Here is a 22,143-nt window from a genome sequence, read left to right on the forward strand (position 1 = left end):
CAAACTATTCAACATAGTTATCAGAAAAAAAGTAAGCGCGAGCCTTGTTGCGTCGCGCTTTTTAATAGAATTAGGTATTCCTGTTAAGGAATTGTTTAGGCACGGTTCGAATTTTGTTTAAGTTGTTCGATAGCCTGTTTGTCGAAAAAATAGTGGGTGCCACAACATTCGCATTGCATATCAATACTGCCATTATGTTCGTGCAAAATTTCATCAATTTCAGCATCATCAATCAATAATAGTGCTGCCCCGGAGCGCTCTGCGGAGCAACCGCAGTGGAAGCTGACCGCACTTGGAGTAAACAACTCGACGGTTTCTTCGTGATACAGTCGGTACAACAACTCTTCTGCCGGCAAAGCAAACAATTCCTGCGCTTTAACCGTGTGGGTCAGCATCTGCAAATGGTCTAAATCATCCAACGAGCCGCTACCGTCCGGCATAATTTGCAGCAGCATACCGGCGGCAACCGGTTTGCCTTCAAACTCACCGGTTTTGATGAAAAGTGCGGTTTTCAGTTGTTCGGAGCGTTCGAAATAGTCCTGTAGGCACTCACTGATTGTCGCTTTGCTCAATTCGACAATCCCTTGATAACGCTCGCCCTGTTTTGGGTTGATAGAAATCACTAACACTGCTTTGCCGATCATCTGCTGCAAGCTGCTGTCGTCAGCAATTTCGCCTTCCACCCGTGCCAATGCACGCAATTGCAGCTGATGATTGCCGTTGACCAACGCCAGCTTTAACGGACCATCTCCTTGAATTTGAACGGTAATATCGCCTTCGAATTTCAGCGTGGCAGTCAATAAACCGGTCGCTACCAGCATCTCGCCCAGTAGATTCTGTACCGCTTTCGGATAATGATGGGTATTCAAGGTTTCTTCAAAAGTGCGGTTCAAGCGCACCCATTCGCCACGCACCGCTTTTTGCTGAAACAGGTAGCGGTGCAGGGTGTCATTGTCTGGTTGGTAAGCTTTAAATTCGGTCATATTTTATCCATTGTGATTTATTTATGTTTGGCTTGTATATATGGGTGTTTTGTGGATTTGCAAGGGGAACAAATAATGGGTTGATCTCATTTCCTAGTCTAATTTCTTAATATGTGCCGATTCGTTTTTGCGTATTTTTATAGACTTTCTCACTGTCACGCTGACCAATAGCAATCACAAAAACTGTTACTTTTTCATCTTGTACTTGATAGATCAAGCGATACCCAGAAGTGCGTAATTTAATTTTGTAACAATTTGGAAATTCCCGTAATCGATTGGTTTCAATTTTAGGATTTTTTAGGACTTCAAAAAGTTTCTTTTTAAGTTGAACTTTGATTGTTTCCCCTAATTTTCGCCACTCTTTTAATGCTCTTGGATCAAAAACCAGTTCATAGCTCATCTAAAGTTACCTTGATACCTTGCTCAGGATTATTTAGTCGATAGCGTACGGTTTCAAGTAATGCTAAATCCTCGTCGTTGAGCATAACGGTCTGAATGGGAAATTTTTTATTTTGTGCTACATATTGAAACAAGATTCGAACGGCTTCGGTCGGAGTCATATTCATTTTTTGTAATGCGTGATAGGCATCTTGCTTCAACTGATCATCTAAACGGATATTTAACGTTGCCATATTAGCTCCTTTCGTTTTATTATCAGCATAAATTGTAATGCAAAATAGCATTACACTCAAGTAAGAATTGGCTATTCTTGATACTTAAACCGAATCAAATCGCGCCGTTCTTTTTTATTCGGGCGCCGTTCGGGGTTGGGCATGGAAAGAGCGTTGGCTTTACGGGCGGCGGCGATTTGTTCGCGTTTGGTGATGCTGGCAGTGGTTTCTTGATATAGCAACTGTGCCTGTGCTGCGCCGTTGCGTTTGTCGGAGATGGATAAAATTTCCACCTCTTTTTCATCACTGCCTTGACGCAACTTCAGCATTGCACCGATTTCGACGATTTTGCTGGGTTTGCTTCGCTGTCCGTTATAATGCACCTTGCCGCCGTCGATCATCTCGCGGGCAATCGAGCGGGTTTTATAAAAACGGGCCGCCCACAGCCATTTGTCCAATCTGACCTGTTCCATTTTTTATCCTGATAACGAGCCTAATAAAGTCTGAAAATCGGTGATACTTGGGTGGTTGTTAAATTGCTTTGGCGGTTGTTGCGAATCAGGTGTTGTGATGCCTAATGTGTACGCCATTTGATTGCTTTTAGCCTGATCTAACACCGGCTCCATATCGTCAATTAACAAAGTGCGGTCGGGATTGAGCTGACAGTGTTGATATACCGATTGCCACAGTGCGCTGTGCATTTTCGGTCTTTGGAATTGGTGAGACGAGAGTAGTTGCTCGAAATAACTGCTCAGATTGCAGTTGTCCATTTTTACCTGTAGGCTAAAAGGATGTGAATCTGTCAGTAAAATCAACTGCTTGTCTAATTTTTGCAATGACTCCAACAGCGGGTAAACTCCCGAACGCACTTGGGTGTTGAGAGCGTGCTGCCGCTGCATTTCGCGAATCGGCAAATCCAATGTTTTCGCCCAATGATCAATATCGTACCACTGCATACTGTGTTCAATATCGCGATACAGTTGTTGAATCCGGGCGTGGCAAGTTTGTGCGTCCAAGCCCTCTTTGTCGGCATAGGTTTGCGGCACCAGCTGTTTCCAAAAATAGGCATCTAAATGCAGGTCGATCAAGGTGCCGTCCAGGTCAAATAATATGGTATCGATGTTATCCCAATCGATGATTTTCACGCTTAATCCTTGTTTATGCTTTTTGTTATCATGGGTTATTGGCCGCTAAATGCCACGGACAATGTGACCGCACGTTGTCATGAAAGTGCAGCGGAAATACTCCAAAATGATGGTGTTGCTATCAACATCTTCTGGTCACCAAGCCTGATTATATGCTATTGTTACCGGGATTTATAGTTAATCCGCAGGAGCCAGCATGTGTGAAACTCGGCAAAAACCCAAAATCCTTTCTCTCTCTGTTGCTGCCAAATCGAAAATTTTTGAAATCCAAGCGGTAGACTTAGAATTTGCCAACGGTGAGCGGCGAACATTCGAACGTTTTAAACCCAGCCAGCGAAGTGCGGTCTTGGTGGTGGCAATTCACCAAGACCACTTATTATTGGTACGAGAGTATGCGGTCGGTACCGAACGTTATGAACTGGGTTTTGCCAAAGGGCTGATGGATCCGGGCGAAACGCCGCAACAAAGTGCCAACCGTGAATTGCAGGAAGAGATTGGCTTCAAAGCCGATAAATTGACATTATTGCGCACCGTAATCACCTCCCCCGGTTTTATGCATAACCCGATGCACATTTTTCTGGCTGAACAGTTAACGCCATCGTGCTTGGCCGGCGACGAGCCGGAGCCGCTAGAGCTGGTGGCGTATCCGCTCAGTGAGTTGGAGCAGCTGTTGTCACAACAGGATTTTTGTGAGGCGCGTAATCTGACCGCACTTTACCTGCTGCGCGATCATCTAGCGGCGCAATCAGAAGCATAAACGGCGGTTGTTATGAATAAAATTATCTTGACCAACGAACTGCTGAACGCCGCCTTGTCGATTGCCAAACGGGCAGGCGAGCTGCTGTTGACTTTTTATTATCAGGATATCGACAGTGAATTGAAGCAGGACAATACGCCGGTTACCGCCGCAGATTTGGCAGCCAGCCGTTTTTTGGTGGATGAATTGCAAGCGTTGACGCCCGGCGTGCCGGTGCTGTCGGAAGAGAGTCAAACCATTGAATTCAGCGAGCGTCGCCATTGGCAACAATATTGGTTGGTCGATCCGTTGGACGGTACACAACAGTTTTTGCAAAAGACCGATCAATTTTCAGTGCTAGTCGCCTTGGTGCAAGATCATCAGCCAACGTTGGGCATTGTCTATTCCCCGGTGCCAAGATTGGCATTTTACGCAATGGATAAATTTGGCGCCTATAAGCAGCAAAACGGCGTGATTAGTCGTTTACAAACTTGCCCCCCAAGTGATGAAGTGATTCGAATTGTTGTTGGACAGAATGTGGCGCAAGATCAGGTGTTGGCGTGTTTTCGAGATCAGTTTGAATATCAACTGTTGCGTTACGGATCCAGTGGTCTAAAAGGTGCGCTGGTGGCGGAAGGACGTAGCGATTGTTATATTCGTTTGGGCAAAACCGGTGAGTGGGACACCGCTGCGGTTGAATGTATCTTGCGTGAAACCGGCGGTAAAATCGTGGATTTATACGGCGAGCCCCTGAGCTATAATCGGCGGAATACCTTGATCAACCCTGATTTTATTATGCTAGGCAATGCGGCGTTTCCGTGGCGAAAGGTGGTGCGTTTTCAACAGCATCTTAAACCGAATGTAGAAAAACAGTGTAATAAACCGTAAATGATCAAATGCTGAGCCTGAAATAGACGATAAGCGTATAATAAGCGATTGACGGCAAGAATTCATCTTATTAGACTGCAATGATTGCTGATCAAAAAGGTCGTGGACCTGAAAGGATAAAAAATGAAAAAACCGGACAACAACAGCCTTGTTATTTTTGGCGCTTCGGGAGATTTGACCCACCGTAAATTGATTCCCGCCTTATACCATCTGTTTAAAAATGGTCGTTTAGCAGATGATTTTGCGATTTTAGGCGTGAGCAGAACTGAATACAGTGACGCACAATATCGTGAAAAATTGAGTGACATTTTGGCAAAGAGCGAAAACATTGCAGCGGCTGAGATGGATGAGTTTTTTTCGCATGTTTATTACCAAGCGATTGATACCTCGAACGAAGCCGATTATGCCAAAGTCAAAGTGCGGTTGCAGCAGTTGGAGCAAGCGCACCATACCGGCGGCAACACGCTGTTCTATCTTTCCACGCCGCCAAGCCTGTACCCGGTGATCCCGGCGTGTCTGGCGGCGCATGGGCTGAACCACCAGAATCACGGTTGGAAACGCCTAGTGGTGGAAAAACCGTTCGGCTACGATTTGGCATCGGCAATCAGCCTCGACAGCAAACTGCATGAGGATTTTGACGAATCACAAATTTATCGGATCGACCATTATTTAGGCAAAGAAACCGTACAGAATATTTTAGTGCTGCGCTTTTCTAATGGTTTGTTTGAGCCGCTGTGGAATCGTAATTACATTGATTATGTGGAAATTACCGGGGCAGAATCGCTTGGTGTGGAAGAGCGTGGCGGCTATTACGACGGCTCCGGCGCAATGCGTGATATGTTTCAAAACCATTTGCTGCAAGTGTTGGCGATGATCGCGATGGAATCGCCAGCCGTGATCAATGCTGATGCGATGCGTAATGAAGTGGTGAAAGTGCTGCAAAGCCTGCATCCGCTGAGTGATGAAGACTTGGAAAAATATCTGGTACTGGGGCAATACACCGGTGCTAAAGTGCGTGGCGAATACCAAAATGGTTATCGCGAAGAAAAAGGCGTTGATCCGCAATCGCGCACCGAAACCTATATGGCACTGAAATTGAAGATCGACAACTGGCGTTGGAGCGGCGTGCCGTTTTATATCCGTACCGGCAAACGGCTGCCGACTCGGGTGACTGAAGTGGTGATTCACTTTAAGAAAACCCCACATCCGGTGTTCAGCACCAATGCACCAGAGAATAAATTGATTATCCGCATTCAACCGAATGAAGGAATCGTGATGAGTTTCGGCTTAAAAAATCCGGGTTCCGGATTTGAAGCCAAAGAGGTATCGATGGATTTTCATTATCAGGACTTGGCGGATAAGAATATTCTGGATGCTTACGAACGCTTGCTGCTGGATTCACTGTTGGGAGACGCAACCCTGTTTTCTCGCAGTGATGCGGTGCGAGCCTGTTGGAAATTTGTCCAACCGATATTGGATTACAAAGCCAATAACCCAAAACTATATGGATACGCCAGCGGAACTTGGGGGCCACAAGAAGCAGATTTTATGATGGAATCCAAAAACCGCAGTTGGCGTTTCCCGTGTAAAAATTTAACGAATACGGAATATTGTGAGTTATAACATGAATTATATTACTTTTGCAGACGCACAAAGTGCGGTAGAGAAGATAGCCGAAGCATTTTTAACCTATAGTCAACAAGCCAAGCCGGTGCATATTTCGCTGTCCGGTGGCAGCACCCCGAAGTTGTTGTTTAAAACGTTGGCGGAACAGTATGCCGACAAAATCAATTGGCAAAATCTGCATTTCTGGTGGGGTGACGAGCGTTGCGTTGCGCCGGACGATGAAGAGAGCAACTACGGTGAAGTGCAGCGTTTACTGTTCGATCATATTCAGATTCCGGCGGAGAATATCCACCGCATTCGTGGCGAAGACGATCCGGAAGCCGAAGCCAAACGCTTTGCCGACGAAATGCTGGCGTTGCTGCCAAAAAACAGTGCCGGTGTACCGGAATTTGATTGGATTATTTTAGGTATGGGGCCGGACGGTCACACCGCCTCACTGTTTCCGCTGCAAGTGGATTTTGCCACAACAGAGTTGACCATTGTGGCGAAGCAGCCGCAATCAGGGCAACTACGGGTGTCCAAATCTGCTTACCTTATCGAAAATGCGAAACGCCTGACCTATTTGGTCACCGGCGCCAGTAAAGCTGATTTGTTGCATGAAATTCAACAGGCAGGCGAGAACGAGTTGCCCTATCCGGCGGCTAGGATCAAGGCGAATAACGGCAATACCGAATGGTATTTAGATGCTGATGCGGCATCGCAGTTACAGTAATTTAACCGAGATATAGTGAAATAATTGTAGGGGTGGATTGCATCTGCCCATTTACAAAATGCGGTATAACATATTAATCAACAATTTTAGCAAACTAAAAGGAAACAAATATGAAAGGTGATATCGGCGTAATCGGACTTGCAGTCATGGGGCAAAACCTGATTCTGAATATGAACGATCACGGCTTCAAGGTGGTGGCTTACAACCGCACCACCAGCAAAGTGGACGAATTTTTGCAAGGGGCGGCAAAAGGAACCAATATTATCGGCGCTTATTCATTGCAGGATTTAGCCGATAAACTGGAAAAACCGCGTAAAGTGATGTTGATGGTACGTGCCGGTGAAGTGGTCGATCAATTTATCGACAGCCTGTTACCGCACTTGGAACAGGGCGATATCATCATTGACGGCGGCAACTCCAATTATCCGGACACCAACCGCCGCGTAAAAGATTTGGCGGCTAAAGGCATTCGCTTTATCGGCGCCGGCGTATCCGGCGGCGAAGAAGGCGCACGTTTCGGACCGTCCATCATGCCGGGCGGCAACGAAGAAGCGTGGCAATATGTGAAACCAATCCTGCAAGCGATTTCCGCCAAAACCAAAGACGGTGAACCGTGCTGCGACTGGGTCGGTAAAGAAGGCGCCGGGCATTTCGTGAAAATGGTGCACAACGGTATTGAATATGGCGATATGCAGTTGATTTGCGAAGCTTACCAATTCCTGAAAGAGGGTTTGGGCTTAAGTTATGACCAATTGCACCACGTGTTCAGTAAGTGGAACAAAACCGAGCTGGACAGCTATCTGATCGAAATCACCGCCGATATTCTCGGTTATCGTGATGAAAACGGCGAACCGTTGGTAGAAAAAATTCTGGATACCGCCGGGCAAAAAGGCACCGGCAAATGGACCGGTATCAACGCATTGGACTTAGGTATTCCGTTGACCTTGATCAGTGAAGCGGTATTCGCCCGGTGCGTGTCGGCATTCAAAGAACAGCGTGTCGAAAACCAAGCGTTGTTCAATAAGCAGATCGGCACGGTTACAGGCGATAAAGCACAATGGATCGAAGCGGTACGCAAAGCACTACTTGCCTCAAAAATTATCTCTTATGCGCAAGGCTTTATGCTGATTCGTGAAGCGTCAGAAAATAATAATTGGGATCTGAACTATGGCAATACCGCACTTTTATGGCGCGAAGGCTGTATTATCCGCAGTGCGTTCTTGGGCAATATCCGTGATGCTTACGAGACTAATCCGAATCTGCAATTCTTGGGTGCTGACAGCTATTTCAAAACTATTTTGGAAAATGCGTTGCCGGAATGGCGTAAAGTCGTGGCGAAATCCATTGAGATCGGCTTGCCAATGCCGTGTATGGCGTCGGCCATCACGTTCTTAGACGGCTACACCAGCGCCCGTTTGCCCGCAAACCTGCTACAAGCACAGCGTGACTACTTCGGCGCGCACACTTACGAGCGCACCGACCGACCACGCGGCGAGTTTTTCCACACTAACTGGACCGGCAAAGGCGGCGACATCGCTTCTACGACTTATGAAGTGTAGTCACTGATTAATATTGGAAATAAAATTATAATAGTAGCTGTGTTTCTGTGGCAACACAGCTACTATAATTAAAAACGGAGGCTTGTATGCTGATAAAAGAAAAAGGATATGATGAATATCTGGCTGAAAAAATTGCAGCGGGGCGGGCGGATATTGCAGCTGGCCGTATTGTTACACTCGAAGAGGCAGAATTACTAACACTTGAGATTGTTGAACGGGTTGCGAATGAGGAAGCAGAGTTTGAACAAAATATCAAAGCGTTCGCTTAATTTTTCTGTTCGAGCATTAACTGAATTAGAGGATATTCTCACTAGTGTTGGTGAATATACCAATTCTGCGCGAAGTGTTGCAAAATTACGGTCACTTTTTTTTGAAAAATTTGATTTTATTTCAGAATTTCCGAAAGCCTATAAAGTGCAGTCTGACGGTAGCCGATACGCTTTTTGTCAACGCTATCGGATTGTTTATGAATACAATGAGGTGGAAAATAACGTATTCATTTTGACCGTGTTACACAGCCTGAAAAAATATCCATAGCGTAAACAATGACATTATCTATTATTTCCCAATAGAAAATCATCCATCAACAAAACCGCACTTTATTTCCTATTGGTTGATTCATATACTTCGAAGATACAAATTCACAAGGAGTTAATATGAACAACAAAATGCCGGCGATTTTTATCGGTCACGGTTCGCCCATGTTGGCGATTCAAGACAACCCATTCACCCCAAAATGGCGTCAAGCCGCACAGGCAATGCCGAAACCGAAAGCGATTTTGGTGATCTCTGCCCACTGGATCTCGATGGGGGTGGCAGAAACCGCGGCCTCCAATCCAGAGCTGATCTATGATTTTTACGGTTTTCCGGAGGCGCTGTATCAAGTGCAATATCCGGTGCCGGGCGCTCCGGCGTTGGCGGCACAAGTGAAAGATTTGGTGAACAATCCGAATATCAGTCTTGATATGGAACAAGGCTTGGATCACGGCACTTGGGCGGTGTTGAAACAGATGTATCCGGCGGCGGACATTCCGGTGGTGCAACTCAGTTTGGGCGGACGTTTGACAATGCAGCAGCATCTCGAACTGGCAAAATAGCTAAAATCGCTGCGGGAACAGGGGGTGTTGATTCTAGGCAGCGGCAACTTGATCCACAATTTGCGCCTAATCGACTGGCAGCGCCCAGATCAACTGTTCGGGTATGACTGGGCGCAGCGCGCGCAACAAACCTTATTGGATTTGATCCGTTCGGGCGATTTGCAAGCCCTCGTGAATTACCACACTTTAGGCGAGGACGTGCAAAAAGCGATTCCGACACCGGAGCACTATCTACCGTTGTTGTATATTTTGGCGCTGCAACAGTCGGAGGATAAGCTAACGATTTTCAACACCGATTTTGTTGGTGGCTCGTTGGATATGACCTGCGTTCAAGTCGGGTAATCTCAAGTTGATGTCAAAGTGCGGTTTATACCGCACTTTGTGCTTAGATTTAATGTTTATCTTGAAAATAGAAAAGATTATTGATTTTTAATTAAGTTATCACATAGAATACTAAATATTATTTATCAACAAAAGGAAAGCAATATGTTAAAAATCAATCAATATTTCGACGGCAAAGTAGCCTCAATCGGGTTGCAAACCGAAACCTTACCGGCAACGGTCGGGGTGATGTCGGTCGGTGAATACACCTTCGGCACCAGCCAGTTTGAAACCATGACAGTGATCAGCGGCGCCCTAACCGTTAAGCTGCCACAAAGTGATGAATGGCAAACATTCACAGCCGGGGAAACCTTTACCGTCGATGCCAACCAATCGTTTGATCTGAAAGTCGCAGTCGAAACCGCCTATTTCTGTACTTACGGCTAATTAACAGACCGCACTTTTAACCATCATCGGCACCGCTAAGATGCCGATTTTTTATCTTTTAATGCCTTATTGTTTTCGAAAACAGGTTGAGCGCCACGATCATGCTCGGCGCGAAATGAGTGAATTCCGTGAGGCTTTCAGCATCGAGGTCGCAATAATTTCAGAGACAATTGCGATAAACAAAGATCAAAATCCCCTATTATGTAAAAAGGGGGACTTTGCAGCAGTGTAACATCGGATGATTTCTTTTGGGTTGATAATACGTTTCTTTTTCTTGGGTTGTTCCGCCAATCAGGAAAACTATAATGACCGCACTTTTGCTAGTAACCCTTTTTACTTTTTATTTTGATATTAAGAGAGAAACTGATGAACAATAAATTAAATTCCTATGCACCTTATGCTTTAGCCCTATTACGCATTATCGCCGCCTATATGTTTATTTGGCACGGTACGGCGAAGTTTTTCGAATATCCGGTTTCGATGACCGGCGGTAACGGCGGCGTGGCACTGTTTTCCCAATATGGTTTGGCCGGTGTGTTGGAAATCGGCGGTGGCATTTTGCTGGCGCTGGGACTGTTCACTCGCCCGGTGGCATTCCTGCTGTCCGGCCAAATGGCAGTAGCCTATTTCATGGTGCACGGTGCCGCTGGCAATATCTTGATGCCGTTGTTGAATCAAGGTGAATTAGCGGCACTGTATTCGGTAGTATTTTTCTACTTTGTGTTTGCCGGCCCGGGCGCATTAGCATTGGACAATAAAATTTGTAAAAAATAATTGCTTGTTGATGTTCAAACCACCCGTTCGGTTAACGCCGTACGGGTTTTTTTGTTATAGTCAGCAGCTGAATTGCAACGATGGAGAGAGAATATGTCATTAACAACTTTTCAACAACTGACCGCACTTTTGCATCAACAACAAGCACGTTATCGTATGGTTGAGCATCCAGCCTGCGGCAAGTCGGAAGAAGTCGCCAAGGTGCGTGGCACTGAATTAGGACAAGGCGCAAAAGCGTTATTGTGTGTGGTGAAAGGGCAAGGTACAAAGCAGTGGGTTTTAGCCATTTTACCGGCGGATAAGCAGGCGGATTTATCTCGCTTGGCAACCGCACTTGGTGGTTTGCGTGCGGCACTTGCCAGCCCGAAAGAGGTTAGCGAACTGACTGATTGTGTCTTTGGTGCGATTCCACCTTTCAGTTTTCATCCAGAATTAAAACTGGTTGCCGACCGCAGCTTGTTTGAGCGTTATAGCGAGCTGGCATTTAATGCCGGCACGTTGGAAAACTCAGTTATCCTCAACACTGAAGACTATCGTCGAATTGCCGCTCCTCAGCTGTTGGATTTCGTACAAAGTGCGGTTTAATTTTATAAATCTGTTTTCCGCTACAGAAAAAATGTAAATTAGGCTATAATTAGTGCTCGAATTTCACTCACTTTCATCTTAATCTGTAAAGGAAATTACCATGCAATCTAATCGTCCTATTCGCCAAGCTTTGTTGAGTGTCTCTGACAAAACAGGCGTTGTAGAATTTGCTCGAGGTCTTGTCGAGCGCGGCGTTAAGCTGCTTTCCACTGGCGGAACCGCCAAATTGTTGAGCGATGCAGGGCTGACAGTCAGCGAAGTGTCGAGCTATACTCAATTTCCGGAAATGATGAGCGGGCGGGTGAAAACCCTGCACCCGAAAATTCACGGTGGTATCTTGGGGCGGCGTGGGATTGATGATGCGGTGATGACGATTCACGGTATTCAGACGATTGATATTGTGGTGGTCAATCTTTATCCGTTTGCACAAACTGTTGCCAGTGCTGATTGCACCTTGGAAGAGGCCGTTGAGAATATCGACATCGGTGGTCCGGCAATGGTGCGTTCGGCAGCAAAAAATTATAAAGATGTGACCATTGTGGTCGATAGCAGTGATTATGGGCGCGTGTTGCAAGAGATGGATGACAACCAAAATGCGCTTACGCCGCAGACCCGTTTTAATCTGGCAATTAAAGCTTTTGAACATACTGCACAATATGACTGCATGATTGCCAACTATTTTGGTCAGTTAGTACAGCCTTACCAAGGTGCAGAAAAAGAGGAATTAAACCAGTCGAGCGGACAATTCCCACGCACCTTAAACCTGAATTTCACGCGCAAACAAACCATGCGTTATGGCGAAAATAGCCATCAAAATGCAGCATTTTATGTGGAAAATCAATTGCATGAAGCCAGCGTTGCCACGGCAGAACAGTTGCAGGGCAAGGCATTGTCTTATAATAATATTGCCGATACCGACGCCGCATTGGAATGTGTCAAAGAGTTTGCCGAACCGGCGTGTGTAATTGTTAAACACGCCAATCCGTGTGGTGTAGCCTTGGGTAGTGATATTCTGCAAGCCTATAACCGTGCTTATCAGACCGATCCGACTTCCGCCTTTGGCGGCATAATTGCCTTTAACCGCACTTTGGATTCAAAAACGGCTAAAACTATTATTGATCGCCAATTCGTCGAAGTGATTATCGCACCGTCGGTTGCAGAAGACGCCCAGGCTATTTTGAAAAGCAAAAAGAATGTGCGTGTTTTAGCCTGTGGCGAGTGGGGCGAGCGGCAACCGCACTTGGACTTTAAACGGGTCAACGGCGGTTTGTTGGTGCAAGACAAAGACTTGGGCATGGTGGAATTAAATGACTTACAAGTGGTGAGCAAACGCCAACCGACAGAAGCCGAGTTGAGGGATTTGTTGTTCTGCTGGAAAGTGGCGAAATATGTTAAATCCAATGCGATTGTATACGCCAAAAATAACCAAACTATCGGGATCGGCGCCGGACAAATGAGCCGGGTCTATTCCGCCAAAATCGCCGGTATCAAAGCCGCCGACGAAGGCTTGGAAGTCAAAGGCACGGTGATGGCATCCGACGCTTTCTTTCCGTTCCGTGATGGTATCGATGCGGCAGCTGCGGCAGGGGTCAGTTGTGTGATCCATCCCGGTGGTTCAATGCGCGATCAAGAAGTGATCGACGCTGCCGATGAACACGGCATGGCGATGGTGCTGACCAACATGCGCCATTTCCGTCATTAATCTGCAAAGTGCGGTCAGCCAACGGTAGCGACCGCACTTTTGTTTTTCCCATTTAGCGTAAGGATCTCAAATGAATATTTTAATTATCGGCAATGGCGGTCGTGAACACGCTTTAGCTTGGAAAGTGTCACAATCGCCATTGGCGCAGAAAATTTTTGTGGCACCGGGCAATGCGGGCACCGCACTTGAGCCTAAGGTGGAAAATGTTGCGATTGCGGTCACCGATATTGCCGGTTTGGTCGAATTTGCCCAGAAAAACGAAATCGGTTTGACGATTGTCGGACCGGAAGCGCCGTTAGTGATCGGGGTGGTGGACGCATTCCGTGCCGCCGGATTGAAAATTTTCGGTCCGACCCAAGCGGCGGCGCAACTGGAAGGCTCGAAAGCCTTTACCAAAGATTTTCTCGCACGGCATAATATTCCGACCGCAGAATACCAGAACTTTACTGAAGTGGAGCCTGCGCTGGCTTACCTGCAACAAAAAGGCGCACCGATTGTGATTAAAGCCGATGGCTTGGCGGCAGGCAAAGGCGTGATTGTGGCAATGACCTTAGAAGAGGCTGAAAGTGCGGTTCAGGATATGTTGTCTGGCGATGCCTTTGGTAATGCCGGACATCGGATTGTGATTGAAGAGTTTTTGGACGGCGAAGAGGCCAGCTTTATTGTGATGGTGGACGGCAAGAACGTTGAACCGATGGCAACCAGTCAGGATCACAAACGGGTTGGCGAAAATGATAGCGGTTTAAACACCGGAGGCATGGGCGCATATTCGCCGGCGCCGGTGGTGACCCCGGAGATTCACCAACGGATTATGCAAGAGGTGATCTACCCGACGGTGAACGGTATGGCGGCGGAAGGCAATACTTACACCGGTTTCTTGTACGCCGGTTTGATGATTATGCCGAACGGACAACCGAAAGTGATTGAATTCAACTGCCGTTTTGGTGATCCGGAAACACAGCCGATTATGATGCGTTTGCAGTCCGATTTAGTTGAACTGTGCTTGGCAGCGTGCGACGGAAAACTGGATCAAGTGCGGTCTGAATGGTGTGCGCAAGCGGCATTAGGCATCGTGTTGGCGGCAGAAGGCTACCCGGGCGATTACCGCAAAGGCGATGTGATTAGTGGTATCCCGTCTACTAGCATAGGGCAAACCGCACTTGCCGCACAAAAAGTGTTCTTGGCAGGCGTTGAGCAAAAAGGTGATCAACTGGTCAGCAACGGCGGACGGGTGTTGTGCGTCACCGCGCTGGGCGATACAGTAGCTGCTGCACAGCAACAAGCGCTGCAACTGGCGGAACAAGTGCAATGGCAAGGGCGTTTCTACCGCCGTGATATCGGCTATCGTGCCGTGGCGCGGGAACAAGGAAAATAATTGCGCTTTTGAGCGGCGAAAATGAAAAAATTTAATCTTGGCTATGAAATTAACGACGGCAATTTTTGTAAAAAAGGCTGTATCGAAATACTAAAAAGTCTTAGACTTAGCCAGTAAGTTATCAACTATCCAAAATGACCACCTAAAATGAGGAATAGAACAATGTTAAGACGTGACATGAATATCGCTGATTATGATCCGGTATTATGGCAAGCCATCCAAGACGAAGATCGTCGTCAAGATGAGCATATCGAACTGATCGCTTCAGAAAACTATGCCAGCCCGCGAGTGATGGAAGCGCAAGGTTCGCAATTGACCAATAAATATGCCGAAGGCTATCCGGGCAAGCGTTATTACGGTGGTTGTGAATACGTTGATATTATTGAGCAGCTGGCAATTGACCGTGCCAAAGCGCTGTTTGGCGCAGATTATGCCAACGTGCAACCGCACTCTGGGTCACAAGCCAATGCCGCAGTGTATATGGCGTTGTTAAATCCGGGCGATACCATTTTAGGCATGAGCTTGGCACACGGTGGTCACTTGACCCATGGCGCAACGGTCAGCTTCTCCGGCAAAATTTATCATGCAGAACAATACGGTATCACCGATGAAGGTTTTATCGATTACGATGCGTTGCGTGCGCAAGCGTTGGCGGTGAAACCTAAAATGATCGTTGGTGGTTTTTCGGCGTATTCACAAGTGGTTGACTGGAAAAAAATGCGTGAAATCGCAGATGAAGTCGGCGCTTATTTGTTTGTGGATATGGCGCATGTTGCCGGTTTGATTGCCGCCGGAGTCTATCCTAGCCCGATGGAACACGCCCACGTTGTGACAACCACAACACATAAAACCTTAGCCGGCCCACGTGGTGGTTTGATTTTGGTGAAAGGCGGCGATGAAGAGTTGTACAAAAAACTGAATAGTGCGGTATTCCCGGTAGGTCAAGGCGGTCCGTTGGTGCACGTGATTGCGGCAAAAGCGGTGTGTTTTAAAGAAGCGATGGAGCCGGAATTCAAAATCTTCCAGCAGCAAGTGGTGAAAAATGCGCAAGCGATGGTGGAGGTGTTCAAACAACGTGGTTTCAACATCGTATCTAATGGCACGGAAAACCACCTGTTCTTGGTAGATTTGGTGAATAAAGGCTTGACCGGAAAAGCGGCTGATGCGGCGTTAGGACGTGCCAATATTACCGTCAACAAAAATGCAGTGCCAAACGATCCGAAAAGCCCGTTTGTGACTTCAGGTATCCGAGTCGGTACTCCGGCAATCACCCGTCGTGGTTTCAAAGAAGCAGAAGCCAAAGAACTTGCCGGTTGGATGTGCGATGTGTTGGATAACATCGAAGACGAAGCCGTTATCGAGGGTATTAAACAGAAAGCGATTGCAATCTGTAAACGTTTTCCGGTTTATGCTTAGTGATTTGATGATTGATAACGATATTTGATCAGGCAAAGTAAGGGCGGATAGTTAATCCGCCCTTACTTTTAGACGTCATTAAATATTTTTCTGTGCAACCGCACTTGAGGTATTGGTGCTGGCACGCAGCAAAACCAGTCCCAAAACGGCGGATATGGTTGAGCCTAGCAAAATGCCAATTCGTGATAGCGTATTGATGCTTTCACCGGCATTTTCGAATGCCAATCCTGAAAGGAACATCGACATGGTAAAGCCGATTCCGCACAGCACCGAGACCGCAAAAATATGTTTTAAATTCACCAATAACGGCAGCTTGGCAATTTTCAGTTTGATAGCGATAAAGCAGAAACTAAACACGCCCAACGGCTTGCCGATCAGTAAACCTAGCATAATACCTAGCGGTAGAGCACCGCTCAAGGTTTCCAGATTAACCCCGCCTAGCGGTACGCCGGCATTAGCGAAGGCAAAAATCGGCAGGATAAAAAATGCCGACCAGGGGTTTAGAGCATGCTCCAGACTTTCTAGCGGGCTGCTGCCGTCTTTGGCGGTAATCGGAATGGTGAAACCGAGAATGACTCCGGCAAGCGTAGCATGTACCCCTGATTTCAGTACACAAATCCACAACACCATACCGACAAACAGATAGGCGCACAGCGCGCTGATTCGCATTCTGTTCATGATGATTAAAATAATCACCGAGAGCCCGGCGCCGAGCATGGCTTCGGTGCTCAAACCATGGGCGAAGAACAATGCGATCACGATAATCGCCCCTAAGTCGTCAATAATGGCTAATGCCAGCAAGAATATTTTCAGGGGTAACGGAACTCGTTTGCCGAGTAGTGCCATAATTCCCAGTGCAAAGGCGATATCGGTCGCCATTGGAATAGCCCAACCTTCCATCGCAACCGGATCATTAAAATTGAAAAAAGTAAACACTAACGCCGGGACAACCATGCCGCCCAGTGCGGCTAAGACCGGTAAAATTGCCTGTTGATAGGAAGAAAGCGAACCTAAAACAATTTCACGCTTCACCTCCAAGCCAACTAAAACGAAAAAAACGGCCATTAAACCGTCGTTGACCCACAATAAAAACGGCTTAGCAATACCTTGCTCGCCGAATTGCACGACAACCGGTGTATTCAATAATTCGAAATAATAAGGGGATAAAAAACTGTTGGCAAAAATCAATGCCAATGCTGATGTGGCCAATAGTGTTATCCCACCCGCAGATTCCAGCTTCAAAAATTTTCCGATAAATGATTGCATACATATCCTTCTATAACCGATAAAACATAAGGTTATAGCATATAACAGCCCGGATAATGATTAAAGAAAAACAGAATTTTATTCACGACTTTTTTATTATAAATGTAATAAAAATGTGAATTTTATAAAATTCTTGTCACGAACAGATTGACAGGCAATAGCCTTAATGGTTATTGTCAAGTCGGCTTCATTTCGTATTGTGGCGTAAAATATTTAATGATTGAGAGCTATTGTTACTGCTCTTGTCGGTTGATTTTATCTTATTGATAAGGAGAGGATTATGAGAAAAATGAAAGCATCATTTATGGTTGCTGGGATGGCAGCATTGGGACTCTTGTTGAGTGCCTGTGGTGAGAAACAAGCACCATCGACAGCCGAGACAACAGGGGTGCAGAGTAAATTTATCACGATTGCAACCGGTGGGGCATCAGGTCCTTACAATATTATTGCCACCACGTTGGCGGAGGTTTATAGCAAAGACTTAAACACCAACTCCAAAACACAAACCACGGGTGCTTCAGTTGAGAACATCAACTTGCTGAATCAGAAAAAAGTGGAAATGGCATTTTTGATGAGCGATGTGCTCAGTGATGCAGTAAACGGTGTCGGCAATTTTCCGAATAAAATTGATAATGTTAGTCAAATTGCCGCACTTTACCCGAACTATGTGCAGATTGTAACTTCAAAACGTACAGGAATTGAAACCATCAGCGATCTGAAAGGCAAACGTGTGGCAACCGGGGCACAGAATTCCGGGGTGGAGGTCAATGCACGGAATTTGTTGGAAGGATTTGGCATTAGTTACAATGATATTACCGTGGATTATCTGGGTTATGCCGAGGCGGCGGATGCTTTGAAATCCGGTAAGATTGATGCGGCATTCTTGACCAGCGGCCTACCAAACTCTTCCTTGATGGAATTGCAACAAGGTTTTGATCTGCAAATTGTCAGCATTCCGGCGGATGGTTTGGCAGAAGTAATCAAAACAAAACCGTATTTTAATGCGATGGAGATCCCGGCAGGGACTTATGGCAATGCCGATCCGATTGCGACTGCAGCGATTAAAAATGCGTTGGCGGTACGTTCTGATTTGAGCGAAGAGGATGTGTATAAATTAACCAAAACGTTTTTTGAGAACCTGCCGCAATTGCAAACCGCACATCAGGCAGCAAAAGACATCAATTTGCAAAGCGCACAACAAGGATTGGTTGCACCACTGCATCCGGGCGCAAAGAAATACTATGATGAAGTTAATGCCAAATAGACACTAATGCAGACCGTAATCACAGGCAAAGGCACAAAGATTCTGTTATTGATCTTGACCGCACTTGCCTGTTTTTTGCCGCTAAAGAAGGTGTTTTGGGTAAGTGCCGCTGAGCGGCAATGTTATTTGGACAGTCCGGATTTTGAATTGCGTTGGCGCCACTCGGTGGAGCATCAGTGGTGGCGTGAGCATTATCGGCGTGATGGTGAGGGAATTTTACTTGATCAAACCCTATTCCAAACCTTTGGTGCCGGCACGCCATCACAAGGGGAGCTGCTGTCGACAACACATGACTATGTGGGATATCGACAGCATATTTATTTGCATGAAATTAATTGGGCGGTCTCTAACAATATGCAGGGCAGCCTGAGTACACAACGGCAGGATATTCCGTTGTATCAGTTAGTTCCGGATTACACTGTGGTTCGGATAGAACCTTCTCGGATAGCATTTATTGATTTTTTATGGGGGATGTCGTGTTATGACTGGGCAAGTTAGCCAAAATGCGGCTACATTAGGTAGCAAAGAGCAGCAGATTTTAGAAAAATATGATCGCGAGTCGGTGACCCGACAGTTAAAGTGCGGTTGGAATAAGCAATTTATCAGCCTATTGGCGGTTTTTTATTCTTTATTTCACCTTTATATCACCTTTTATCCGATGCCAACGTTATTACAGCGTGCAATTCACGTTGCGGTCGGTTGTGCGCTGATTTTTTTGATTTATCCGGCAGGTAAAAACAGTCGTCGTGATCAAGTGGCGTGGTACGAATGGCTGTGGCTTGTTGCGGCACTAGCCGGAGCAGGATATTTAATCTATCAATATCAAGCGATTATGACAGTGCGTGGTGGTATTCCGAATACTGAAGATATTATTTTTGCTATTTTGACCGTGATTGTAGTGCTGGAAGCAGCACGGCGGATCACCGGTTGGGTGTTGGTGATTTTTGCGTTGATTTTTCTGCTTTACCCGTTCATCAGCTCAATGGATTTTATGCCGGACAGGTTGCTAACCCGTCCGTATGATATCGGTGATATTTTTGGGCAGCTTTATCTGAAAACTGAGGGGATTTACTCTTCGGCTACTGGCGCTTCGGTGACGTTTATTTTCCTGTTTATTTTGTTCGGAGCGTTTTTGGGCAAATCAGGTATGGGACAGTTGTTTAACGATTTAGCGTTGGCAATTGCCGGTGATAAGCAGGGCGGACCGGCAAAAGTAGCGGTGATTTCCAGTGGTTTTATGGGCAGCATCAACGGTGCTGCGGTGGCGAATGTGGTCAGCACTGGGGCATTTACGATTCCGCTGATGAAAAAGATCGGCTATCACAAAAACTTTGCCGGGGCGGTGGAAGCCAGTGCCTCAGTGGGTGGACAGATTCTGCCGCCAATTATGGGCGCCAGTGCGTTTATCATGGCGGAAACCACGGGTGTTAGTTACGGTACCATTGCGTTAGCGGCCCTATTTCCGGCATTGTTGTATTATATCGGGGTGATAGCGCAAGTGCATTTTCGTGCCGGAAAACGCAACTTGAAAGGACTTTCCAAAGATCAATTGCCACACCTGAAAGCCGTGATGAAAGCACGCGGGCATATGTTGCTGCCGATTTTTGCTTTAGTTTATTTCTTGATTCAATCGGTGCCAATTGGTTATGCAGCGACCTATACTATCGGCATCACCGTATTAGTCAGCCAGTTGCGCCAAGAGACCCGAATGGGGCTGAAAGATATTTGGGCAGCACTGGAAGATGGCGCAAAACAGGCGCTGCCGGTGATGGCGGCTTGTGCTGTGGTCGGTATTGTGATCGGCGTGGTCAACCTGACCAGTTTCGGCACAGTGATGACCTCCTCGATTGTGACCTTAGGTGCCGGTTCGTTATTGCTGACCCTGATTTTAACCATGCTTGCGTCTATGGTACTGGGCATGGGCTTGCCGTCGATTCCGGCCTATATCATCACCGCCACTATGGCAGCGCCGGCATTGGCGGTGTTTGACGTGCCGGTGTTGGTGGCGCACATGTTTGTGTTCTATTTTGGTATTTTTGCCAATATTACCCCACCGGTTGCACTGGCAGCCTTTGCCGGTGCCGGGATTGCCGGTGGCGATCCGATGAAAACCGGTTGGCAGTCGCTGCGTTTGGCGTTGGCAGGATTCATTGTGCCGTTTATGTTTGTGTATAACCCGAATATGCTGATGATTGATGTCACCGATGTTGCTGTAACTGCCCGCACTTTCCCGTTGCCGGATATTTGGGTGATTGTCAGTGTAGTCGCAACGGGAATCATTGGGGTTCTGGGTTTATCGGCTGCAGTTGAAGGCTATTTCAAAAATCCGATCGTAAGCTGGCAGCGGATAATTCTGGCAGTGGGATCTTTAATGTTGATCGTACCGGAACATATCACTGATTTAATCGGGGTGGTGATCGTTGGTTTGATGGTGTGGTTGAATTACCGCAGTATTCAATCACCGTCATCATAAGATTGCGCCACTGACTATTTTCACAGCAAGTGCGGTTTGGCAGACCGCACTTTTGTTTTGCCAGTTATTTTTCTACTGCTTTTTTTCTTATTTCACGGCATAATTCCGATATGATTTTGTTTTAAGGAAATTTATGCAAAAAGGCCATCTTTATATCGTGTCGGCGCCAAGTGGCGCGGGAAAGTCATCGCTGATTTCGGCATTGTTGCAACAGCTCCCTCCCGGCAAAGCACGGGTTTCGGTGTCGCATACCACCCGCCAACCACGCCCCGGTGAGCAGCACGGCACACATTATTATTTTAGTGGTGTGGACGAATTTGAAAACTTGATTGCACAAGGGTTGTTTTTGGAATATGCCAATGTGTTCGGCAATTACTACGGCACATCGATTCCGATGATCGAGCAAAATTTAGCACAAGGCATTGATGTATTTTTAGACATTGACTGGCAAGGCGCACAGCAAGTGCGGTCAAAAATGCCGGATTGTAAAAGCATTTTTATTTTGCCGCCGTCTTTGCAAGAGCTGGAACGACGCTTGGTCGGACGCGGGCAGGACTCCGCTGCGGTGATTGCCGAGCGTATGGCGAAAGCGATTAGTGAGATGGAGCATTATCACGAGTATGATTATTTGATTATTAATGATAATTTTGAGGATTCCGTCGAAGAGATCAAGGCAATTTTGCTGGCGGAAAAGGTCAGCCTGAAAGCGCAGCAGCAAAATCACCAATTATTAATTCAGCAATTACTGGCGAAATCATAGCAGCTTTAGTATCATATAACGTTTTTAACAATAAATTCGCCCGGCAAATATTCAGGGCGTTCGATCAGTGGAGAAATAATTATGGCACGAGTGACAGTGCAAGATGCAGTAGAAAAAATCGGTAACCGTTTTGATTTGATTTTGACGGCTTCCCGCCGTGCAAGACAATTACAGTCTAATGTGCGTGAGCCGTTGGTTGAGCCTGAAAATGACAAGCCGACCGTGATTGCCTTGCGAGAAATCGAAAAAGGCTTGATCAATAATGAGATTATGGACAAACAAGATCGTTTTGAACAATTGGAACAAGAAACAGCTGAAATTCATGCGGTTTCGCTGTTGTCGGATTCCACGCCAACCGCACTTTAAGAGAGTTTGTTGCAGTTTGTTAATCCTTAATTAACGG

At 46.5% G+C, this 22,143-nt stretch carries 26 protein-coding genes; 20 read left to right on the top strand and 6 right to left on the bottom strand.

Annotated elements, in window-relative coordinates:
- Positions 1-95 precede the first annotated feature (95 nt).
- The 5 genes from hslO to yrfG all read right to left on the bottom strand — a co-directional run bounded on the left by hslO (position 96) and on the right by yrfG (position 2,739).
- Positions 96-983, bottom strand: coding sequence for an Hsp33 family molecular chaperone HslO (gene hslO / locus EDC16_RS10400; protein WP_132967787.1), 888 nt, complete (start codon positions 981-983; stop codon positions 96-98).
- 106 nt (positions 984-1,089) lie between these two features.
- The gene (locus EDC16_RS10405; protein ID WP_132967788.1) at positions 1,090-1,383 is read right to left on the bottom strand and encodes a type II toxin-antitoxin system RelE family toxin; all 294 of its coding nucleotides are present in this window, start codon (positions 1,381-1,383) and stop codon (positions 1,090-1,092) included.
- Positions 1,373-1,615 (bottom strand): type II toxin-antitoxin system RelB/DinJ family antitoxin, encoded by a 243-nt coding sequence (locus EDC16_RS10410; protein WP_132967789.1) that lies wholly within the window; start codon positions 1,613-1,615, stop codon positions 1,373-1,375. Before EDC16_RS10410 ends, EDC16_RS10405 begins: the two co-directional genes overlap by 11 nt.
- A gap of 71 nt (positions 1,616-1,686) precedes the next feature.
- On the bottom strand, positions 1,687-2,067 hold the full coding sequence (hslR, locus tag EDC16_RS10415; protein WP_132967790.1) for a ribosome-associated heat shock protein Hsp15: 381 nt from the start codon (positions 2,065-2,067) through the stop codon (positions 1,687-1,689).
- Between the two features lie 3 nt (positions 2,068-2,070).
- Positions 2,071-2,739, bottom strand: coding sequence for a GMP/IMP nucleotidase (gene yrfG / locus EDC16_RS10420; protein ID WP_232517245.1), 669 nt, complete (start codon positions 2,737-2,739; stop codon positions 2,071-2,073).
- A gap of 196 nt (positions 2,740-2,935) precedes the next feature.
- Here yrfG and nudE point away from each other — a divergent pair, with 196 nt between their 5' ends.
- From nudE to glyA, 15 genes are all read left to right on the top strand, one after another.
- On the top strand, positions 2,936-3,496 hold the full coding sequence (gene nudE, locus EDC16_RS10425) for an ADP compounds hydrolase NudE (RefSeq protein WP_132967791.1): 561 nt from the start codon (positions 2,936-2,938) through the stop codon (positions 3,494-3,496).
- Positions 3,497-3,508: 12 nt separating this feature from the next.
- On the top strand, positions 3,509-4,363 hold the full coding sequence (gene cysQ / locus EDC16_RS10430; protein ID WP_132967792.1) for a 3'(2'),5'-bisphosphate nucleotidase CysQ: 855 nt from the start codon (positions 3,509-3,511) through the stop codon (positions 4,361-4,363).
- A gap of 123 nt (positions 4,364-4,486) precedes the next feature.
- Positions 4,487-5,986 carry a glucose-6-phosphate dehydrogenase gene (gene zwf / locus EDC16_RS10435; RefSeq protein WP_132967793.1) on the top strand — a complete coding sequence of 500 codons (1,500 nt, stop codon included), beginning with the start codon at positions 4,487-4,489 and terminating at the stop codon, positions 5,984-5,986.
- Position 5,987: 1 nt separating this feature from the next.
- A complete protein-coding gene (gene pgl, locus EDC16_RS10440) occupies positions 5,988-6,701 on the top strand; it encodes a 6-phosphogluconolactonase (RefSeq protein ID WP_132967794.1) in 714 nt (237 codons plus the stop codon).
- A gap of 110 nt (positions 6,702-6,811) precedes the next feature.
- On the top strand, positions 6,812-8,260 hold the full coding sequence (gene gnd / locus EDC16_RS10445; protein WP_132967795.1) for a decarboxylating NADP(+)-dependent phosphogluconate dehydrogenase: 1,449 nt from the start codon (positions 6,812-6,814) through the stop codon (positions 8,258-8,260).
- 86 nt (positions 8,261-8,346) lie between these two features.
- Positions 8,347-8,529, top strand: coding sequence for a hypothetical protein (locus EDC16_RS10450; RefSeq protein WP_132967796.1), 183 nt, complete (start codon positions 8,347-8,349; stop codon positions 8,527-8,529).
- Complete coding sequence (locus EDC16_RS10455; RefSeq protein ID WP_139610637.1) at positions 8,501-8,797, top strand: type II toxin-antitoxin system RelE/ParE family toxin; 297 nt, start codon at positions 8,501-8,503, stop codon at positions 8,795-8,797. Before EDC16_RS10450 ends, EDC16_RS10455 begins: the two co-directional genes overlap by 29 nt.
- Positions 8,798-8,916: 119 nt before the next feature.
- Positions 8,917-9,357: a dioxygenase family protein gene (locus EDC16_RS12860; protein WP_232517246.1), complete on the top strand. Its 441-nt coding sequence runs from the start codon at positions 8,917-8,919 to the stop codon at positions 9,355-9,357.
- A gap of 24 nt (positions 9,358-9,381) precedes the next feature.
- Positions 9,382-9,699: a dioxygenase family protein gene (locus tag EDC16_RS12865; protein WP_232517247.1), complete on the top strand. Its 318-nt coding sequence runs from the start codon at positions 9,382-9,384 to the stop codon at positions 9,697-9,699.
- A 144-nt stretch (positions 9,700-9,843) separates the two neighbouring features.
- Entirely contained in the window at positions 9,844-10,125 is a 282-nt protein-coding gene (gene ppnP, locus EDC16_RS10465) for a pyrimidine/purine nucleoside phosphorylase (protein WP_132967798.1), read from the top strand.
- A gap of 366 nt (positions 10,126-10,491) precedes the next feature.
- A complete protein-coding gene (locus EDC16_RS10470; RefSeq protein WP_132967799.1) occupies positions 10,492-10,899 on the top strand; it encodes a DoxX family protein in 408 nt (135 codons plus the stop codon).
- Positions 10,900-10,992: 93 nt separating this feature from the next.
- Positions 10,993-11,484, top strand: coding sequence for a YbaK/prolyl-tRNA synthetase associated domain-containing protein (locus EDC16_RS10475; protein WP_132967800.1), 492 nt, complete (start codon positions 10,993-10,995; stop codon positions 11,482-11,484).
- Positions 11,485-11,584: 100 nt separating this feature from the next.
- Positions 11,585-13,186, top strand: coding sequence for a bifunctional phosphoribosylaminoimidazolecarboxamide formyltransferase/IMP cyclohydrolase (gene purH / locus EDC16_RS10480; RefSeq protein WP_132967801.1), 1,602 nt, complete (start codon positions 11,585-11,587; stop codon positions 13,184-13,186).
- A gap of 70 nt (positions 13,187-13,256) precedes the next feature.
- Positions 13,257-14,561 (top strand): phosphoribosylamine--glycine ligase, encoded by a 1,305-nt coding sequence (gene purD, locus EDC16_RS10485; protein WP_132967802.1) that lies wholly within the window; start codon positions 13,257-13,259, stop codon positions 14,559-14,561.
- Between the two features lie 162 nt (positions 14,562-14,723).
- Positions 14,724-15,977 carry a serine hydroxymethyltransferase gene (gene glyA / locus EDC16_RS10490; RefSeq protein ID WP_132967803.1) on the top strand — a complete coding sequence of 418 codons (1,254 nt, stop codon included), beginning with the start codon at positions 14,724-14,726 and terminating at the stop codon, positions 15,975-15,977.
- Positions 15,978-16,055: 78 nt separating this feature from the next.
- Here the strand turns inward: glyA and nhaA are convergent, their stop codons facing one another.
- On the bottom strand, positions 16,056-17,243 hold the full coding sequence (gene nhaA / locus EDC16_RS10495; RefSeq protein WP_132967804.1) for a Na+/H+ antiporter NhaA: 1,188 nt from the start codon (positions 17,241-17,243) through the stop codon (positions 16,056-16,058).
- A 280-nt stretch (positions 17,244-17,523) separates the two neighbouring features.
- Between nhaA and EDC16_RS10500 the strand changes: the two genes are divergently transcribed.
- The 5 genes from EDC16_RS10500 (at position 17,524) to rpoZ (ending at position 22,106) form a co-directional block, all read left to right on the top strand.
- Positions 17,524-18,507, top strand: coding sequence for a TAXI family TRAP transporter solute-binding subunit (locus EDC16_RS10500; RefSeq protein ID WP_132967805.1), 984 nt, complete (start codon positions 17,524-17,526; stop codon positions 18,505-18,507).
- A gap of 6 nt (positions 18,508-18,513) precedes the next feature.
- Positions 18,514-19,005, top strand: coding sequence for a DUF1850 domain-containing protein (locus tag EDC16_RS10505; RefSeq protein WP_132967806.1), 492 nt, complete (start codon positions 18,514-18,516; stop codon positions 19,003-19,005).
- Positions 18,989-20,980, top strand: coding sequence for a TRAP transporter permease (locus tag EDC16_RS10510; RefSeq protein ID WP_132967807.1), 1,992 nt, complete (start codon positions 18,989-18,991; stop codon positions 20,978-20,980). The genes EDC16_RS10505 and EDC16_RS10510 overlap by 17 nt, the downstream gene beginning before the upstream one ends.
- Before the next feature lie 133 nt (positions 20,981-21,113).
- A complete protein-coding gene (gene gmk / locus EDC16_RS10515; protein WP_132967808.1) occupies positions 21,114-21,740 on the top strand; it encodes a guanylate kinase in 627 nt (208 codons plus the stop codon).
- Between the two features lie 81 nt (positions 21,741-21,821).
- Positions 21,822-22,106: a DNA-directed RNA polymerase subunit omega gene (gene rpoZ / locus EDC16_RS10520; RefSeq protein ID WP_132967809.1), complete on the top strand. Its 285-nt coding sequence runs from the start codon at positions 21,822-21,824 to the stop codon at positions 22,104-22,106.
- Positions 22,107-22,143: the final 37 nt, after the last annotated feature.

The sequence above is a fragment of the Testudinibacter aquarius genome, assembly GCF_004342725.1.
GTDB classification, from domain to species: domain Bacteria; phylum Pseudomonadota; class Gammaproteobacteria; order Enterobacterales; family Pasteurellaceae; genus Chelonobacter; species Chelonobacter aquarius.

What these genes read in the sequence shown, in the direction of transcription:
- hslO (WP_132967787.1), bottom strand. Translation starts at nt 983, where the DNA reads ATGACCGAATTTAAAGCTTACCAACCAGACAATGACACCCTGCACCGC.
- EDC16_RS10405 (WP_132967788.1), bottom strand. Translation starts at nt 1,383, where the DNA reads ATGAGCTATGAACTGGTTTTTGATCCAAGAGCATTAAAAGAGTGGCGA.
- EDC16_RS10410 (WP_132967789.1), bottom strand. Translation starts at nt 1,615, where the DNA reads ATGGCAACGTTAAATATCCGTTTAGATGATCAGTTGAAGCAAGATGCC.
- hslR (WP_132967790.1), bottom strand. Translation starts at nt 2,067, where the DNA reads ATGGAACAGGTCAGATTGGACAAATGGCTGTGGGCGGCCCGTTTTTAT.
- nudE (WP_132967791.1), top strand. Translation starts at nt 2,936, where the DNA reads ATGTGTGAAACTCGGCAAAAACCCAAAATCCTTTCTCTCTCTGTTGCT.
- cysQ (WP_132967792.1), top strand. Translation starts at nt 3,509, where the DNA reads ATGAATAAAATTATCTTGACCAACGAACTGCTGAACGCCGCCTTGTCG.
- zwf (WP_132967793.1), top strand. Translation starts at nt 4,487, where the DNA reads ATGAAAAAACCGGACAACAACAGCCTTGTTATTTTTGGCGCTTCGGGA.
- pgl (WP_132967794.1), top strand. Translation starts at nt 5,988, where the DNA reads ATGAATTATATTACTTTTGCAGACGCACAAAGTGCGGTAGAGAAGATA.
- gnd (WP_132967795.1), top strand. Translation starts at nt 6,812, where the DNA reads ATGAAAGGTGATATCGGCGTAATCGGACTTGCAGTCATGGGGCAAAAC.
- EDC16_RS10450 (WP_132967796.1), top strand. Translation starts at nt 8,347, where the DNA reads ATGCTGATAAAAGAAAAAGGATATGATGAATATCTGGCTGAAAAAATT.
- EDC16_RS12860 (WP_232517246.1), top strand. Translation starts at nt 8,917, where the DNA reads ATGAACAACAAAATGCCGGCGATTTTTATCGGTCACGGTTCGCCCATG.
- ppnP (WP_132967798.1), top strand. Translation starts at nt 9,844, where the DNA reads ATGTTAAAAATCAATCAATATTTCGACGGCAAAGTAGCCTCAATCGGG.
- EDC16_RS10470 (WP_132967799.1), top strand. Translation starts at nt 10,492, where the DNA reads ATGAACAATAAATTAAATTCCTATGCACCTTATGCTTTAGCCCTATTA.
- EDC16_RS10475 (WP_132967800.1), top strand. Translation starts at nt 10,993, where the DNA reads ATGTCATTAACAACTTTTCAACAACTGACCGCACTTTTGCATCAACAA.
- purH (WP_132967801.1), top strand. Translation starts at nt 11,585, where the DNA reads ATGCAATCTAATCGTCCTATTCGCCAAGCTTTGTTGAGTGTCTCTGAC.
- purD (WP_132967802.1), top strand. Translation starts at nt 13,257, where the DNA reads ATGAATATTTTAATTATCGGCAATGGCGGTCGTGAACACGCTTTAGCT.
- glyA (WP_132967803.1), top strand. Translation starts at nt 14,724, where the DNA reads ATGTTAAGACGTGACATGAATATCGCTGATTATGATCCGGTATTATGG.
- nhaA (WP_132967804.1), bottom strand. Translation starts at nt 17,243, where the DNA reads ATGCAATCATTTATCGGAAAATTTTTGAAGCTGGAATCTGCGGGTGGG.
- EDC16_RS10500 (WP_132967805.1), top strand. Translation starts at nt 17,524, where the DNA reads ATGAGAAAAATGAAAGCATCATTTATGGTTGCTGGGATGGCAGCATTG.
- EDC16_RS10505 (WP_132967806.1), top strand. Translation starts at nt 18,514, where the DNA reads ATGCAGACCGTAATCACAGGCAAAGGCACAAAGATTCTGTTATTGATC.
- EDC16_RS10510 (WP_132967807.1), top strand. Translation starts at nt 18,989, where the DNA reads ATGACTGGGCAAGTTAGCCAAAATGCGGCTACATTAGGTAGCAAAGAG.
- gmk (WP_132967808.1), top strand. Translation starts at nt 21,114, where the DNA reads ATGCAAAAAGGCCATCTTTATATCGTGTCGGCGCCAAGTGGCGCGGGA.
- rpoZ (WP_132967809.1), top strand. Translation starts at nt 21,822, where the DNA reads ATGGCACGAGTGACAGTGCAAGATGCAGTAGAAAAAATCGGTAACCGT.